The sequence below is a fragment of the uncultured Pigmentiphaga sp. genome (genome assembly GCF_937950555.1).
Taxonomy (GTDB): domain Bacteria; phylum Pseudomonadota; class Gammaproteobacteria; order Burkholderiales; family Burkholderiaceae_B; genus Pigmentiphaga.
The window spans coordinates 15624-31567 of the sequence record NZ_CALFCW010000019.1 but is presented as its reverse complement, the minus strand read 5'-3'; the positions used below and the strand labels follow the sequence as shown (position 1 = coordinate 31567).

Annotated in this window: 16 protein-coding genes; 7 read left to right on the top strand and 9 right to left on the bottom strand. The window is 63.4% G+C overall.

Annotated features, from left to right (window positions below; translation table 11 throughout):
• Positions 1-115: 115 nt before the first annotated feature.
• The 4 genes from Q0319_RS03360 to Q0319_RS03345 all read left to right on the top strand — a co-directional run bounded on the left by Q0319_RS03360 (position 116) and on the right by Q0319_RS03345 (position 3489).
• Positions 116-574 (top strand): MaoC family dehydratase, encoded by a 459-nt coding sequence (locus tag Q0319_RS03360; protein WP_296463121.1) that lies wholly within the window; start codon positions 116-118, stop codon positions 572-574.
• Between the two features lie 78 nt (positions 575-652).
• Positions 653-1126 carry a MaoC family dehydratase gene (locus Q0319_RS03355; protein WP_299450895.1) on the top strand — a complete coding sequence of 158 codons (474 nt, stop codon included), beginning with the start codon at positions 653-655 and terminating at the stop codon, positions 1124-1126.
• Positions 1127-1133: 7 nt separating this feature from the next.
• Entirely contained in the window at positions 1134-2708 is a 1575-nt protein-coding gene (locus Q0319_RS03350) for an AMP-binding protein (RefSeq protein ID WP_299450893.1), read from the top strand.
• A gap of 13 nt (positions 2709-2721) precedes the next feature.
• Entirely contained in the window at positions 2722-3489 is a 768-nt protein-coding gene (locus tag Q0319_RS03345; protein WP_296463115.1) for an SDR family oxidoreductase, read from the top strand.
• A gap of 31 nt (positions 3490-3520) precedes the next feature.
• Here the strand turns inward: Q0319_RS03345 and Q0319_RS03340 are convergent, their stop codons facing one another.
• Genes Q0319_RS03340 through Q0319_RS03310 form a run of 7 tightly spaced genes read right to left on the bottom strand, consistent with a single transcriptional unit; the run spans position 3521 to position 10872 of the window.
• Entirely contained in the window at positions 3521-4384 is an 864-nt protein-coding gene (locus Q0319_RS03340) for a fumarylacetoacetate hydrolase family protein (RefSeq protein ID WP_299450889.1), read from the bottom strand.
• A gap of 13 nt (positions 4385-4397) precedes the next feature.
• Positions 4398-5420, bottom strand: a complete 1023-nt coding sequence (locus tag Q0319_RS03335; RefSeq protein ID WP_299450887.1) for a cupin domain-containing protein — start codon at positions 5418-5420, stop codon at positions 4398-4400.
• 1 nt (position 5421) lies between these two features.
• Positions 5422-6597, bottom strand: coding sequence for a CaiB/BaiF CoA-transferase family protein (locus Q0319_RS03330; protein WP_299450884.1), 1176 nt, complete (start codon positions 6595-6597; stop codon positions 5422-5424).
• On the bottom strand, positions 6594-7760 hold the full coding sequence (locus Q0319_RS03325; RefSeq protein ID WP_299450882.1) for an acyl-CoA dehydrogenase family protein: 1167 nt from the start codon (positions 7758-7760) through the stop codon (positions 6594-6596). The genes Q0319_RS03330 and Q0319_RS03325 overlap by 4 nt, the downstream gene beginning before the upstream one ends.
• A gap of 12 nt (positions 7761-7772) precedes the next feature.
• Entirely contained in the window at positions 7773-8969 is a 1197-nt protein-coding gene (locus Q0319_RS03320) for a Rieske 2Fe-2S domain-containing protein (protein ID WP_296469702.1), read from the bottom strand.
• Between the two features lie 6 nt (positions 8970-8975).
• Positions 8976-9899, bottom strand: a complete 924-nt coding sequence (locus tag Q0319_RS03315; protein WP_296469704.1) for an SDR family oxidoreductase — start codon at positions 9897-9899, stop codon at positions 8976-8978.
• 13 nt (positions 9900-9912) lie between these two features.
• Entirely contained in the window at positions 9913-10872 is a 960-nt protein-coding gene (locus tag Q0319_RS03310) for a tripartite tricarboxylate transporter substrate-binding protein (RefSeq protein WP_299450878.1), read from the bottom strand.
• A gap of 139 nt (positions 10873-11011) precedes the next feature.
• Here Q0319_RS03310 and Q0319_RS03305 point away from each other — a divergent pair, with 139 nt between their 5' ends.
• On the top strand, positions 11012-11902 hold the full coding sequence (locus tag Q0319_RS03305; RefSeq protein WP_299450875.1) for a LysR family transcriptional regulator: 891 nt from the start codon (positions 11012-11014) through the stop codon (positions 11900-11902).
• A 31-nt stretch (positions 11903-11933) separates the two neighbouring features.
• On the opposite strand, the gene Q0319_RS03300 is transcribed toward Q0319_RS03305, so the two are convergent.
• Entirely contained in the window at positions 11934-12419 is a 486-nt protein-coding gene (locus tag Q0319_RS03300) for an Lrp/AsnC family transcriptional regulator (protein WP_299450872.1), read from the bottom strand.
• An 85-nt stretch (positions 12420-12504) separates the two neighbouring features.
• Positions 12505-13431, bottom strand: a complete 927-nt coding sequence (locus tag Q0319_RS03295) for a LysR family transcriptional regulator (protein ID WP_299450869.1) — start codon at positions 13429-13431, stop codon at positions 12505-12507.
• 210 nt (positions 13432-13641) lie between these two features.
• Between Q0319_RS03295 and Q0319_RS03290 the strand changes: the two genes are divergently transcribed.
• A complete protein-coding gene (locus Q0319_RS03290; RefSeq protein ID WP_299450867.1) occupies positions 13642-14622 on the top strand; it encodes a tripartite tricarboxylate transporter substrate binding protein in 981 nt (326 codons plus the stop codon).
• 47 nt (positions 14623-14669) lie between these two features.
• Positions 14670-15938, top strand: a complete 1269-nt coding sequence (locus Q0319_RS03285) for a Rieske 2Fe-2S domain-containing protein (protein ID WP_299450865.1) — start codon at positions 14670-14672, stop codon at positions 15936-15938.
• Positions 15939-15944 lie beyond the last annotated feature (6 nt).

The window sequence follows — 15944 nt, the reverse complement described above, 5'->3', positions numbered from 1 at the left end:
TCCCGCTGGCCGCGACCGACACATCGAGGAGACGATTCATGGAGTACGGGATACCACTGCGCCGCGCCGCTTGCCCGCGGCAGGCGCCTTGCCAGTACCGGAGGGTAGCGAGCCGATGAGCGCCAGCGTGGAACAAGGCCGCCGTTTCGAGGACTTCCGGGTGGGCGAGCGGTGGACGAGTGAACCGTTCACGATCACCGCCGAGGAAATCATGGCGTTCGCGCGGGAGAACGATCCGCAGCCCATGCATACCGATCCCGCTGCCGCGCAGGCCGGACCGTTCGGGGGGCTGATAGCCAGCGGCTGGCAGATCGCCGCGCTGGCGATGCGTGCGTTTCTCCGGGCAGGCGGTTACGGCAAGACGCCGATGATAGGCATGGGCGTGGACGAGTTGCGCTGGCTCAAGCCGGTCCGTGCCGGCGATACGCTGGTGGTGGAGCGGGAAATCATCGAGACGATCCGTTCCAAGAGCCGGCCCGACGTCGGCACGATACGCACGCGGGTCCAGGTGCGCAATCAGCATGGCGACGTCGTCATGTCGATGATCTCGCTGGGGCGCGTGCCCGCCCGATGAGCGCTGCCGCCCGGCTTCCGGCGTGGCCCGGTTCGGCCGCGGGCGGCGATGCAAACAGAATACAGAATAGGAGGTGACATGGTAGTCCTGGACCGCCCTGCCGACCTGCAGGCCTGGGTAGGCAAAGAGATCGGTGTCAGCGAATGGCTGGCCATCGATCAATCCCGCATCGACGATTTCGCCCGGCTTACCGGGGACGACCATTGGATTCACGTAGACGTGGAACGCGCTCGCCGGGAGATGCCTGGCGGCAAGACGATCGCGCACGGTTTCATGACGCTGTCCCTGATTCCTTATCTTGCGCGCTCCATCTACACCATCAAGCATCGTGGCCGCGGGCTCAACTACGGCACCAACCGGGTCCGCTTCATCAACCCAGTGCAGGTCGGTGATCGCGTCCGGCTGCGCCAGCGGATCAAGGCGGTGGAGCGTGGCGAAGGCGGAGGCCAGGAAGGCGCGACGCGCGTGACCTCGGAATGCACGATAGAAATCGAGGGCGAGGCGCGTCCGGCCGTGGTCGCGGAGTTCTTGGTGCTGATCTATGACGAATGAGGCGGCCATGGCGGAGACCGTCCACGACATTCGAGCAAGACTCGGGCAGCAGCCCTTCGTCGATTTTCCGGCGTTGATCGCACGTCACGCCAAGGAGCGCCCGCAGGCACCGGCTTTCCGATGCGGGGCGGAGGAGCTGGGTTGGGCCGATCTCGTCCGCCAAATGGACCGCGTGGCCGGTGCGTGCCTGGCTTCGGGCCTGGTTGCCGGGGACAAGGTAGCGCTGCTTTCTGCGCCTTGCTTGCGGGCAATCGAGACATTCTTCGGCGCGGTGCGCGCGGGATGCTGCATCGTCCCTCTGGCGACCTCGGCGACGGCCGAGGCGCTGCTCGGCATGCTGCGCGATTCCGACGCACGGTTGCTGGTGGCGGATGCGGCCGGATGCGAGCTGCTGCGGACCGTGGAACCGGCGCTGCGCGACGCGTTCGCCGGCCGCCTGGTCGCGCTCGATGGCGCCACCCCGGGCTGGGCCGAATGGGAGGCTTGGCTGGCAAGAAGCCTGCCCGTCGGCACTATCGAGTACGGTGCGGACCAACCCTTCAACATCATCTACAGCTCGGGAACCACCGGCCATCCCAAGGGAATCCTCCACCACCACGGCATGCGGGCGCGCCAGGCGATGCGGCGCAATTTCGGCTTGGGGCCGGGCAGCGTCATGCTCTTGTCCACGCCGCTTTATTCGAATACGACCTTGCAGCCGATGCTGGCTACGGTTGCGGCCGGCGGCCTGACCTTATTGATGCGTAAATTCGACGCCGGGGGCTACCTGGACCTGTGCGCCGAGCATAAGGTCACGCATACGATGCTGGTGCCGGTACAGTACCAACGCCTGCTCGCGCACGAGAACTTCGGGCGGACCGATCTATCGTCGTTCGTCCTCAAGCAGTGCACGGGCGCGCCGCTCGATGCGCGCCTCAAGGCGCTTATCCTCGAGCAATGGCCCGGTGGCCTGCGCGAGATCTATGGCATGACGGAGGGCGGATGCAGCTGCGTACTCGATGCCCATGAGTATCCGCACAAGCTCGGCACCGTGGGCAAGCCCGCCGCCGACCATGACATGCGCATCATCGACGAGGATGGCCGCGTCTTGCCACAGGGCGAGGTTGGCGAAATCGTCGGCTGGTCGCCCTACATGATGGCTGGCTACTACAAGCAGCCCGAAGCCACGGAGGCCTTCTATTGGCGCGACGAGACGGGCGTGGCCTTTCATCGTAGCGGCGACATCGGCCGTTTCGATGAGGACGGCTTCCTGGTCCTGCTCGACCGCAAGAAAGACCTCATCATCTCGGGCGGCTTCAACATCTATGCCACCGACCTCGAGTCCGTGACGGCGTCTCACCCGGACGTGGCAGACGTCGCCGTGATCGGCATTCCCAGCGAACAGTGGGGCGAGACACCCTTGGCGCTGGTGGTGCGCAAGCCCGGCGGCACGGTCGATGCCGAGACGTTGCGGGAATGGGTCAATGCCCGGGTCGGCCGCACGCAGCGGCTCTCCGCGGTAGAGTTCCGGGACGAGCTGCCGCGATCGGCGCTGGGCAAGCTGCTCAAGCGGGAGCTGCGCGAACCGTATTGGAAGAAATGAACGAGGGGACGAAATGGAAAAGGTTTGCCTGGTGACCGGCTCGACCGGCAGAAACGCGGCCGGTTCGGCCACGATCAAGTATTTTGCCAAGCAGGGGTGGCGCGTCGTCGTCCACTATTCGCGCGACACGGCGGCGGCCGAAGAGGTCGCCGAGGAGTGCCGCAAGCTGGGCGCGGCCGACGTCCTCGTAGCCAAGGCCGATGTCACCAGCGATGAGGCTTGTCGCGCCATGGCGGCCGAGATCGAGCAGCGGTGGGGCCGGCTGGATCTCCTCGTCAACAACGCGGCCGTGACCACGTTCAATGATCACAAGAACCTCGACGGCCTCTCCTTCGAAGACTTCCAGCGCGTCTTCGCCGTGAACGTCTCGGGCGTGTATGTCGTCACCCGCGCGGTTGCCACCTTGCTGCGCGGTACGGGAGGCGCATCAGTCATCAACATTTCATCGGTCGGTGGCTTGCGGGGGACGGGCTCGAGCATGGCGTATGCCGCTTCCAAGAGCGCGCTCAACGCCATGACCTTCTCCCTCGCGCGCGTCCTGGCACCGGAGGTGCGGGTCAACGCCTTGTTGCCGGGCTTCATCGAAGGCGATTGGATGATCAAAGGCGTGGGCCAGGAGCGCTACGATGCGCTGCGTGCCGCCCTCATCGCGAAGAATCCGTTGAAATCCGTGCAGACACCGGAGGACATCGCCGAAGCGGTATGGTGGCTCGCGCACGGACCCGCGGCACTGACGGGAGAACTGATCCAGATCGATTCGGGCGGGCGACTGGTGGTGTAGCGGCGGGCGGCGCCGGCCACGAGCAAGGGCATCAAGCCGCTCGCACGTCCACCTGCATCGATCCCAATCCTTCAATGGAGCAAAGGATGCGATCTCCCGGAACCACGCGGCTGACGCCCGACGATGTACCTGTCATGATCACGTCTCCCGGCCACAGGGTGCAGGATTCGCTGATCCAGGCGATTTGTTCCGCAATCCCCATGATCATGTCCCGCGGGTAACACGATTGCCGCCGCGAGCCGTTGACGTCCAGCCACATGAAAAGCGACCCGGGATCCGCAATCTGGTCGGCAGTCGTCAGCCAGGGGCCCAGCACGGAGTAACTGTCGAGCGATTTGCGCATCGAACGGTCTTCAGGGCCGCGTACGACCATATCGAGGCCGATGCAGTAGCCAGCGATGTATCCGGCAGCGTCTTCGGGCCGGACGCGATCGGCACGTTGCCCAATGACGACGGCAAGTTCGAGTTCGTGATGCGTCTCCCGCTCGGGAAACCGGATTGCAATTCCCTCGGATGGGCCAACGAGGGAACTGGATGCCTTCAAGAAAAATCCTTGCTGCCGGATCGATCCGGTGTAGCGGTTGGTGAAGGTTTGGCGGGCCTGCTCGACTTCATCGACGTGGTCCTGGTAGTTGACAGGAATGCCCACGATTTTTCCCGGGCGCCGCACGGGGCTCAGCCACGCAGTGGCGTCGTTCACGGTTAGCTTGGGCGCGCCGTCGATGGCCCTGGCCACCGCCTCCCGAACGCGCGGCAGGTGAGAAATCAGCCAATCCACGTGGCCATCATCGATGCTCGGCGCCGGAAGTTCCGCGAGGATCGCGGTGACGTCGCGCCATGTGTCGCCGTCCAGGCTGGCGGCGAGTGTGCCGCCATGAATCCATCCCAGTTTCATTGGGCTCCTCGGTCTAGCAAGTAGGTTCGATCTTCGCTTCGTAGCACCCCAGCCACCGCATCAATGGGGCATTGCTGACGACGAACAGCCGGGACCGCTTGCTGAGCGAAACGTGGCGGGCCCACTGCCCTCGCGGGATGGTGAATACGTCTTTGCTGCGCCAGTCGATTCGCATGTCGCCAATTTCGCTATACCCCTCGCCTTCCACCACGCAGCACAGCCTATCCTCGTACAGGCAGTGTTTCGCGACGGCGGTATCCTGCTCGAGCTGCTGGAGCGAGCACGACAGTGTATGCAAGGCGTCGTCACCGGTTTCCGGGGTCACGTATCGCAGCTCGCGCAAGCCGACGGCATTGACCGGGCAATGAGGCAGGGCTGCCGATGCCCAGGCGTACGGATAACGGTATTGCGTCGATGCCTTTTCAGGCGAATCGGTGACCGGAACCATGCCCGGCGCGTAGGCCACGTCCGGAATGTGGGAGGGGAGGCCGTAGGGTGGGCCTGCCTCGAACTTGATGGTCCGCAACGCGATATGCAGCGGGACGTCGAGTACGTCCAGCCACAAGGCGGGCTCGGTGCCGCCGTGATAGTGCTCGTGCCAGGCCATGGACGGCGTGAGGATGAGGTCGCCGAATTCCATGGGACATTCTTTGCCGTTGACGATGGTCACGGCCCCCGAACCCTCGAGCATGAAGCGCAGCGCCTGCATGGTGTGCCGGTGTGGCCGGGCTCGCTCGCCGGGCATCAGGCACTGGATGGCTCCCAGCACTTGGCCGCACGTTGCCTCCCGGCTCCAGTCCGGCAGGTCGGCAGCGAGCAATTGCAGGACGCGCCGTTCCACCATGTCCGTGTCGACTTCGTGCTGCACGTCTACGATGAGCCCGCGCAGGCGCTCCCAGGCCCAATGGCTGGGCAAAGGGGGCGGCGGCGGTGGCTTATGGGCAGTGCGGCTCAACCATAGGGGAAGCACGTTCGCATCGCGCCAGCGCGGCGGTATCGAATCTTTCAGGGAGGGTGCATCGTTGGGAGCCGTCATCTCATTCACCTCCAGGTGCCTGCGCACTGAATTCCGCGAGCACCGCTTCGGTGTGTTGTCCGAGCGTGGGTGGCGCGGAGCCGATCGGCGGACGTACTCCGTCGACCAGGACGGGAGTCCGCACGGCGGTATATGAGGTACCGCTGGTGCTCGTGATGTCTTCGAGCGTTCCCAGGTGCTGCAGTTGAGGGTCGTCGGCAATCTCCGCGACGTTGCGGATCGGCGCGTGAGGGAGGTCTGCCGCTTCCAGTACGCTCAGCCAATGAGATAGCGGCCGGGCGCGGAACGCTTCTCCCAGCATTTCGTTGAGCACATAGAAATGAGATGCCCGGCTCGCCGGGCTGGCGAAGCGCGGATCTTGCTGCCATTCCTGACGATCGAGCACCTCCAGCAGCTTGAGCCAGTTATCCTGGCTGGAGGAAAGATGTAGGGCAAGGAGCTGCTCGTCGGCACAGCGCACGGCGTATGCTTGCGAGATGGCGACGCGCGTATGGGGCGTGATCCGCCCCGGAAGATGCCCGGCAATGGCGATGCAATCCGGAATAAAGGCGACGGAGGCGTCGAGCATGTTGATCTCGATGCGGGCGCCTTCCCCCGTCTGGCTGCGTCGGTAGAGCGCGCCCAGAACGCCATAGCAGGCATACATGCCGGTCACGTTGTCGGCGATCGTGGGGCCGCTGAAGAATGGATTCGCCGGATCCACGGTCAAGGCAGCCACGCCCGACAGGGCCAATGCGACGGAATCGTAGGCGGGGCGCTGCGCATAAGGGCCGTCGCGGCCGAAGCCAGTGATGGAGCAACGGACCAGGCGCGGATTGACGGCGCAGAGCGTGGCGTCGTCCAGGCCGAGCCGTGCCAGTACGCCCGGGCGGAAGTTGTCGATGAGCACGTCGGCCGATTCCAGTATGCGCAGCAGTGCCGCGCGACCGGCGGTTTCGCGCAGGTTCAGCGCCACGCTCTCCTTTCCGTGGTTGTATGCGCAGAACTGGGGGCTGTCGTGGCCGGTCGCATGGCGGCGGAAAGGGTCACCTTGCGCGGGGTTTTCGACCTTGATGACGCGCGCGCCCAGGTCGGCGAGCATGCGCCCGGCGAGCGGCGCCGTCACCATGGTGCCGAGCTCCAGGACGGTGACCCCTGCGAGCAGCGGGCTGCGAGAAGCGGATGTACTCGGATTCATGGAAGGGACGCTTGGATTCGGCGGGCCAGCGTGGTCTTGAGGACCTCGGTTGCCCCTTCGGTAATGCGGAAGCTTCGTATCTCGAGCCAAAACCGATGAATGGGCGACTCAATGGAAAGCCCGGTAGCGCCGTGCAATTGCAGGCAGTCGTCGACCACCTTGAAGGCGTGTTCCACGGCAAAGAGCTTGGCCATCAGCGTTTCGTATTGCACGGGGAGGCCGGCATCGGCCTTGGCCGCTGCATCCATGGTCAGCAGGCGGGCCGCATGCAGATTTTGATAGCCGTCGGCAAGCATCCATTGCACCCCCTGGCGCTCTCCGATGGGCGCGCCGAAGGTGCGTCGCTGGCGCACGTATTCCATGGTGAGCTCCAGGCAACGTTCCATCGCGCCGCAGGCCTGGGCCGCATGGCGTATCCGGCCATGGTTGATCGCGTGCTGCGCGAAGGCGAACCCTTCGCCCTCAGCACCTACCAAATTCCGCGCCGGCACCCGTACGTCGTCGAAATGAATCTCGCCCAGGGCATCGCCCATGATCATGTGGTCGGTGCTCCGCGTGATCCCAGGGCTGTCGAGGTCTACGAGGAAACAGGAAATCCCTCCCCGCGCCCGCTTTTCCGGATCGGTCACCGCGAACACCTGGGCAAAGTCTGCATGGTCGGCATGGCTGATGAAGCGCTTGGTGCCGCTCAGGATGTAGACGTCACCTTCCTTGCGGGCGCGGGTCCGCATGGAGGCGGGGTCGGACCCGGCGTCCGGTTCCGTTTGAGCGAAACATGCCTGCTTCTCCCCCGCGAGGACGGGGTCGAGGTAGCGTTGGCGCAGCTCGCCCTGCAGGTTGCACAGGATAGGCCCTGCGACCGGGCCGAAGACGTCGAGGTCGCGCGCGGTCAGTACGGCCGCGCGGGCCACCTCTTCCCAGAAGACCGACATGGCTTCCAGTGAAAGGCCCTGGCCGCCCAGCGACTCTGGAATGTCCAACATCCAGAGTCCGGCCTTGCGTGCTCGCTCGCGCACCGCCGCCTTTTGGACCTTGTCCAGGCGCGGGTGGTGCTTGAGTTCGGCCTCGAGGGGGATCAGCTCGCGTTCGACGAATCTGCGGACCGAGTCGCGAAGTGCATTCAGTTCGGGCTCGCGATGGTAGGGCGCGGGTAGGATATCCATACGAGCTGCTCGTTACGCGGCGGATTGGGCCAGGCCCGGCTGCGTGGGCAGGCGTTCTGCTTCTGTTAGGCGGCGCCATTCCTTGGTCGGTTCACCGTTGCGGAGCTTGTCCAGCTCGCGCCAGAAGAGTTTGCGCAGCGTGACGATGCCCAGGTCGGAGCGGCCCAGCACTTCCTTGGTCCGGTCAACGATGCGGCCTTGCCCGCGAATGGCGAGGTAATCCTGGGCAGCGGTCAGTCCCACGAACATGTCGTCCGGGTTGTTCCACTCGCGCATCGCAAACAGTTCGTCGTGATGGGCGGCGGGATCGTACTTGCCATAGGTGTCGAAATATTGCTCGAACCGCTGCCGCGATTCCTCGCTGCCACCTGGGGGCAGGCTATAGATCATGAAGCGGGTGGTGTTTAGGTCGTCGTTCGGCACCATCCAGACGAATACGTCTATCCACGGGTCCTCGGGCTTGAGGCCGGGAACGGTGATGTGATTGTTGTTGGGGAACGTCCAGTCGCTCACCCGTACGTTGTTGTCGGCGCGACGTCCGATCTGCCGGATGCCGGCGGGGGTTTCCTGGTATTCCAGCTTGGGTACTGCGTTCGTGACGGCGGCACCGAATGGCCCTACCTTCAGCGCGTGGTGCACGAAGCTGACGTGCGTGGCATCCATCGAGTTCTCGATCTGCTGGAACCAGTTGTTGTCCCAACGCTCGACGCCGTTGCGCAGGACGGCGCCTTCCAGCTCGGTCAGCGCCTTCCTGGGTAAATCGAACTCGGGTACGGGGGCTTCTCCCATGTAGGCGAAGATCAGGCCGCCGTACTCGTAAACGGGGTAGCCCGCGATGCGGGTGCGCGGCATGCCGGTATCGACTTCCGCGGGCCGCTCCACGCACGCTCCGCTCGAGTCAAAACGCCAACCATGGTAGATGCATCGCACCGTGTCGCCGTCGACCCAGCCCGTGCTCAGCAGTGTGCGGCGGTGAGCGCATCGTCCGCCGATCAGGTGCGGGGTGCCGGATTGGCTGCGATAGAGCGTGAGTTCTTCGGAGAGGATGGTAATGGTCTTGGCTTCGCCCGGGCCGACGTCGCTGGCAAGTGCCACCGGGTGCCAGAAGCGGCGCAGCAGTTTGCCCATGTCGGTGTCAGGGCCGGTCTTGGTCAGGGCGAGGAATCGTTCGGCGCGTTCGTCGAGCGCCATAGGCGTTACTGTGGTCATGGGGGGTTACTCCGTATTGCGCGGTTGCCCGAAGCGTTCGGTCAGGGGTTCGTTCGGTTCCCCGTATCGGGTAATGAAGGTCTTGCGTACGTAGTCTTGAATGGACAGCGGATGGTGGCGGCCAGGTGTCCAGGTCGGGTACTTGTGGCGCAGTCCGGCGTCCACGGGTATATCGATTCCCGTGATGCACGAGGATTCGTCCGATGCAAGAAACACGGTCGCCCATGCAAGATCCGACGCTCGGGGGAAGCGACGCAGCGGCAGCTGGTCGAGGTACTCCTGGCGCGAATAGAACCCGGTGCGATCCGGAACCTTCCAGTTGGGGTCGAACACTTCGTCCTTCATCAACGTCCAGAGCTGGTGTTCCATCGAACACGGGGTCACCGTATTGACGCGGATTTGGTGATGGGCCAGATCCATTGCGGCAGATCGGGCGAAGTTCAGCAGGGCTGCCTTGGCAGCGCAGTAGGCTGCACCGTCCGCTTCGCCGAAGTGTGCGGCGGTAGAGAGCAGGTGGATGATGCTGCCACCCTGGCCCTGGCGAATCATTTGCCGTGCCGCATATTGCGTGGTGAGGAGGCCGGCCGTGGCGAAACTGCCCACGGCGTCTTGCCAGTCGTCCAGGCGCATGTCGAGCGTATGGGCCCAATGAACACGGCCGGCCATGTTGACGATGACATCCACGCGACCGAAGGTTTCTACCGCGGTGCGGATGGCAGCTTCGACGTCCGCTTCTTCGCGTGCATTGCAGGCCGCCCAGGCCGCCCGCAGGTTCTTGCCCTGGATGAATTCGGCGGTTTCCCGCGCCGCTTCAGCCACGATGTCGGTCACGAGTACCGATGCCCCTTCGCGCGCGAGAAAGTGGGCGATCGTGCCGCCTATGTTCGGACCGGCTCCGAAGACCACGGCAACCTTGTTCTGCAGTCGCATGTCGATGTTCCTCTTATTCCGGGGTAACGCCAATCCGCCGGACCACACTGCCCAGGCGCTCGATGTCCGTCTTGATCACGGCGTCGTATTCCAACGGGGTGCTGCCGACTGCCTCGACCCCGTCCGATTCGAGTTTTCGGACGATCTCGGGGTCACGCGCGGCGGCCGCGAAGAGCTTGTGCAGTCGGTCGATGGTTGCGTCGTCCGTACCCGCCGGTGCAGAAACGCCGAACCAGCTGTCCACGACGACGCCATTGACGTTGCGTTCTGCCAGGGTAGGGATATCGGGCAGCAATTTCATGCGCTTATCGCTCGCCACGGCGAGCACGCGCAGGCGCCCGTCCTCGACGAGCTTGCGTATGGATGAGTACGAGACAAAAAAGAAATCGATGCGGTTGGCCGCGAGGTCCACGATTGCAGGCGCTGCGCCGCGGTAGGGAATGTGAGTCATGGGCTTGCCGGTTGCTTCCGAGAGCATGGCACCCAGCAAATGGCCGCTAGACCCGGTACCCGCCGATCCGTAGGTCAGGTTTTTCTCGCTCGCAAGCTTGATCAGGGAGGCGACGTCCCGGGCTTGGCTTTGGGAAGAGACGGCCAGTACCGAGGGAAATCGCCAGAGCAGGCTGACTGACTTGAAGTCCTTGATTGCGTCATAAGTCAGCCGGTCGCCATAGAGCGAGGGATTGATGCCGTGCGATCCAATGTTCGATTGGTACAGCATCGTCCCTCGTCCCGCCGAGCTTTTCACCGCTTCGGCGCCGATGATGCCGCCGCCCCCGGAGCGGTTCTCGACGATGACTGTTTGTCCGCTTTGTTCGGTGAGCTTTTGCGCAATGGCACGCATGGTGACGTCCGCGCTCGCGCCCGGCGCAAAGGGCACGACCACCGTAATGGGATCAGAGGTACGGGCGAACGTGGGAGGGGTTGCACAGGCAAGGGCACAGAGAATCAGCGCCGACCGGGAAAAAAACATGCGGGTCTCCTTTGGCTGTTAGTCCAGTGGGATGTAGTTATGGGCGGCGATTATCGAGACAGTGCCGATGCGCGAGCAACGCTAGAATCGCCAACGCTGCTATGCTTGATCCGTATAGCTCGATAATGAATTGCAAAATATGGATATCGAACAGATTCGTCGATTCGTTGCCGTGGCTGATAGCGGCAGCTACATCCATGCCTCGGATTTGTTGGGCGTCGCGCAGCCCACGCTCAGCCGCCAGGTTCGTGCGCTTGAGGTCGAGCTGCGCACCACGCTCTTTCACCGGCATGGACGAGGTGTCGTGTTGACGGAGCCGGGCCGGCGGTTCCTGGAACACGCACGCGGCATCTTGCATAGCGTGGATGCTTCGCTGCGTGCGTTGGATGACGGGGGGGCTGAGGAGGGCGGGCGGGTCGTGATCGGTTTGACGCCAACGGCCGGGCGCTTGCTCATACCGAAGCTGTGCAATGCGATCCTCGAGCGCTTCCCCAAGGCCAGCGTGAGTTTCATCGAAGGCTTGTCGGGCGCACTATTCGAGCGCACCTGCATCGGGCAGCTGGATTTTGCGATCGCCCACAATCCGCCTGCAACGGGGAACCTGTACGTCGAACCCATTGTGACGGAACCGTTGTACTTGATTGGCAGGAAGCCCCACGGGCGTTATCGCGATAGAGTCCCGCTAAAGAGCTTGGCAGAATTGCCATTGATCCTGCCCGGTAGCCATCACTCCATTCGTCCCGCCCTTGACCGCGAAATGGTCAGGCTCGGCTTGCGCTTGAACGTCCGCGTGGAAGTGGATTCTTTGCCGTCCATCCTGGACCTGGTGCGCAGCGGCCGAGGCTATACCATTGCCCCGAAGAATCTGCGTCGAACGGCGGAGGGCTCCGATCTCTCGTGGCAGCGGATCATATCTCCCGAGATCACCACCACCCTGTGCTTGATCGCGCAAACCCGTTGGAATCGTTCGGCCGCCGTCGTCTATGCGACAGAGCAGGCTGCCCGGCTTTTCCGGGAAGTGGCTGGATGATGTGCGATGGCGCAAAGGCATCCCGGCATGGCTAAACCGGCAGCGGCAGCTTGCTCGAGAACTTCACCTCGCGCAGGGATAGGCTGGTGCGCACCGTCGCGACGTTGGGCAGCGTGCGCAGCATGTTGTCGATGAAGTCACGCACGGAATCGAGGTCTTCTGCGACCACCATCATGACGAAGTCGGCTTCACCCGTGACGCGGTGGCAGGTCAAGACCTGGTCGCTGGCTTCGACCAGTTTTTCGAGCGCCGCAAAAGCTTCGGCGGTATGGGGGGAAAAATTCAGGCTGATGAAGGCCAGTTCGCCAAGGCCGAGCTTGCGCCGGTCGAGCAGTGCCTGGTAGCCCTGGATATAGCCTTCCGCTTCTAGCTTGCGCAGCCGATGCCAACAGGGCGTTTCGCTGAGGGCGACGCGTTGCGCGAGCTTGGCGTTGGAGAGGCGGCCGTCTTCCTGCAGGAGGCGCATCAGCTGCAGGTCAATGTCGTCCAACGAATCGGATGGGGCATTCTTCTTCATTCCAGCAGGTTAGAAAAAGAATCGCCTGATGTAAAGGCAATGCGCAAGAACAATGTCAACCCCTTTGTGGGGGCAGGGCGGACGATCAGAACACCTCGCCTGCCGCGTCCTCCACATGGCCCTTGCCCACTTTTGCAAAGTACTCGCGGACAAAGTCGCAGAATCGCCTGACGCCTTCGATGTCGGCCCGGCGGGAGTCGACGAAGAGCGAGTATTGGCGGCTGACGACCGGCGCTTCGAGCTCCACGACTTTGAGTTGATGGACCCGCGTGGCCGGTTCGACGAAGCCCGGGCAAACCGCCAGGCCCATGCCGGCGGCGACCAGGCTTAGGGCGGCAGTGGTATCGCCCACTTGCCGGACTTGGCTGAACCGGAACTCGGGGCCGAGCTGCCTGGCCAGGTGCAGCAGCGGAAGATTACCCACGAAGATCAGCGGCTCGTCGACGATTTCTTTCCAGCGCAGGCGCTTACGCCGGGCCAGCGGGTGGCGGGGCGGGCAGACGACGCAGATGCGGCTTTGAAAAAGGGGCGTGGCGATCACGTGCTCGGCCACCGGAGAATGGGTGGAGATCGCCAGGTCGACCTGTCCTTGTTCGACCGACGCCCGGATGTCGTCCACCTTGACGTCCACAGGCGTCAAGCGAACGTCTGGATAGGCGGCATGGAAGTCGTGATAGATGCGCGTCATCAGTGACCAGCCCACGAGGCGCGAGGTCGCGATCTTCACGATTTGGTGGCGCTCCCGCAGTTGGGCGGCGCTTTGCTCGATTTGCTTGAGCGCGTCCAGCGCATGCACGGCATGCGGCAGGAGCTGCTCGCCCTCCCTCGACAGCCGGACGCGCCGCGTGGTGCGCTCGAGCAGGCGGAAGCCCACGGCGCTCTCCAGTTCTCGCACCGAATTGCTCAGCGCCGCCTGGGTGATGTGCAAGGCGCGGGCAGCGTCCACGAAGCTGTTGAGGTGGGCCGTGGTGACGAAGGCCCGCAGTTGCCGGAATGTTATGCGCATAGTCATCAGGAACGCGATTCTTAACCAGAACAATAATAGTGGACAAAAACAATTTGATTGTTTTGGGTAATCCCCCTGCCTAGAATGCAGCCGTCCTGCGTGTGCACGCGCAGCAGGAGGCAACGATAGGCGGCCGCATGCAGCTTCCTTTCCACGCCGCTCGGTTCAGCAAGGCGCCAGCCGCCGCGCGCCCGACAACTCCTTGGAGACACAAACATGAAAATCATCAAAGGAGCGATACTGCTCCCCCTTGCCATGCTTAGTGCGCTGGCTGCCGCGCCCGCCAACGCCGCCGATTCTGCTTATCCCGACAAAATGGTTCGCATCGTGGTGCCGTTCACGGCGGGCGGCGGCACCAGCAACACGGCGCGCTTCCTGGCGGACAAGCTCGCCGCGAAGTGGAACCAGCCGGTCATCGTCGATAACCGTCCAGGGGGCAATACGGTCATCGGGTCCAACATCGTGGCCAAGGCCGAACCCGACGGCTACACGCTGCTGTTCGCCAACACGAGCCACACCATCAACCCGGCGGTGATGCCCAAGCTGCCGTATGACTCCGTCCGCGACTTCAAGCCGATCACTACGGTTCTCGTGAACCGGTTCGTGCTGCTGGCCCATCCCAGCATGCAGGTGGACAACCTAGACCAGTTCATTTCCAAGCTCCGCGCCAAGCCCGATGACTACAACCTGCCCACGGTCGGCGCCGCGGGCATTGGACGCTTGGCCAACGAGAGCTTGATGAACGCAATCGGCGTCAAGCTGCAGAACATTCCATACAAGGGCACGAGCGACCTGGCGACCAATCTGATCGGGGGCCAGTTGAAGTTCGCGCTCGAAATCCCTGGCTTTTATCTCCAGCACATCAAGTCGGGCAAGCTCAAGGTGCTCGCGGTGTCGGGCCAGGCGCGGCTGTCGTCGCTGCCCGAGGTGCCGACGTTCGCCGAGAAGAAGGTGAATTTCGACGCCCAAAGCTGGTATGGCCTGCTCGCGCCGGGCGGCACGCCCGACGCCGTCGTGGACAAGATCGCCGCCGACGTGCGCGAAATCGTCGCATCCAGCGAATTCAAAACGTTCCTGGATTCCATTCAATCCGAGGCTTTCGTCTGTACGCCCGCGGAGTTCGCGGATTTCATCCAGCGTGAAATGAAGAAAAACCGCGAAATCGCGGAGCAGGCCGGAATCACGGCGGAGAGCTGATTCTCGCTGTGAAGGCAGGAAGCCACTCTTAGGCTAGGAGTATCGACATGGCAATGAAGAAAGAAGAAAACGACCTGATCACCCGGGTCGAGAATGGCGCTCCTCTCGGGGAGCTGTTCAGACAATACTATTGGCTGCCTGCCTATCCCTCTGCTGCACTCGAAGCCGGCGGAAAGCCCTACCGGCTGCGCTTGCTCGGCAAGGACTACGTACTGTTCCGCGGCCATAGCGGCCGAGTCGGCTGCTTCGACGAGCAGTGCCCGCACCGCAAGGCTTCGCTCGCGCTGGGTCGCAACGAGGACGACTCGCTGCAATGCATCTTCCACGGCTGGCGATTCAACGTGGAAGGAAAGATGGTCGAGGCGCCCAACATCGCCGGCGACCAGGAAGCTTTCTGCAAGTCGGTGCGCTTCAATAGCTATCAGGTCGAAGAACGCGGCGGCATCATTTGGGTGTGGCTGGGCAAGGGCAAGGCGCCCAAGTTCCCCAACCTGCCGTTCACGGACCTGCCCGAGAACCAACGGTCGGTGACCTCGGTCATTGCGCCCGTGAACTGGCTGCAAGGGGTCGAGGCCACCATGGACTCGTCGCACGTCAGCCACCTGCACCAGGCACAAATCCAGGTCCGCGGGCGCCGCGAACAGCAGAACATGCTGGTGGACAAGCATCCCCGCCTCGAGTATGAGCGCACGCACTTCGGGTTCCGTTCCGTGGCCTTGCGCAACATCGGCGAAGGCAAAGTCTACGCGCGCGTGAACCACTATGTCTTCCCGTGGTATGGCGTCATTTGCGCGCCGGACCCGGGCGGCCCGTCTACCGTGTTCATGTCGGTGCCGGTCGATGACACCCACTACCGCGCCTGGTTCGTGCATTTCAACATTCATCGTCCGCTTGGCATGACGCCGCTGTCTGCCAGCCCGGACATCACCAATTGGCCGCCGCTGCCGCCCGGTCCGCCGGAAGACAACTGGGGCCAGAACCGCGATCTCATGAAGCGCGGGCATTTCTCGGGCTTCCCGCAAGGCGTGGCCACCGAGGACTTCGCGATGTTCATGAGCCAAGGGGCCATCCTCGACCGCACGGATGAGCAGCTCTGCTCGGCGGATTCGGAAATCATCCGCCTGCGCCAGATGCTGCTGAAGGCCGTGCGCGATTTCCAGAAAGGCGAAGTGCCCTGGGTGGCGCAGGAGTCGGACTTGGATTACTCCGAGGTGTACTCGATTGGCGGCGTCATCGATGACGGCCAGGATTGGCACGTCCTGCTCGATCGCATCCTGGCAGACGTAGGCAAGGGCGGCGCGGCAGCTAAAGCGTGAGTGAAC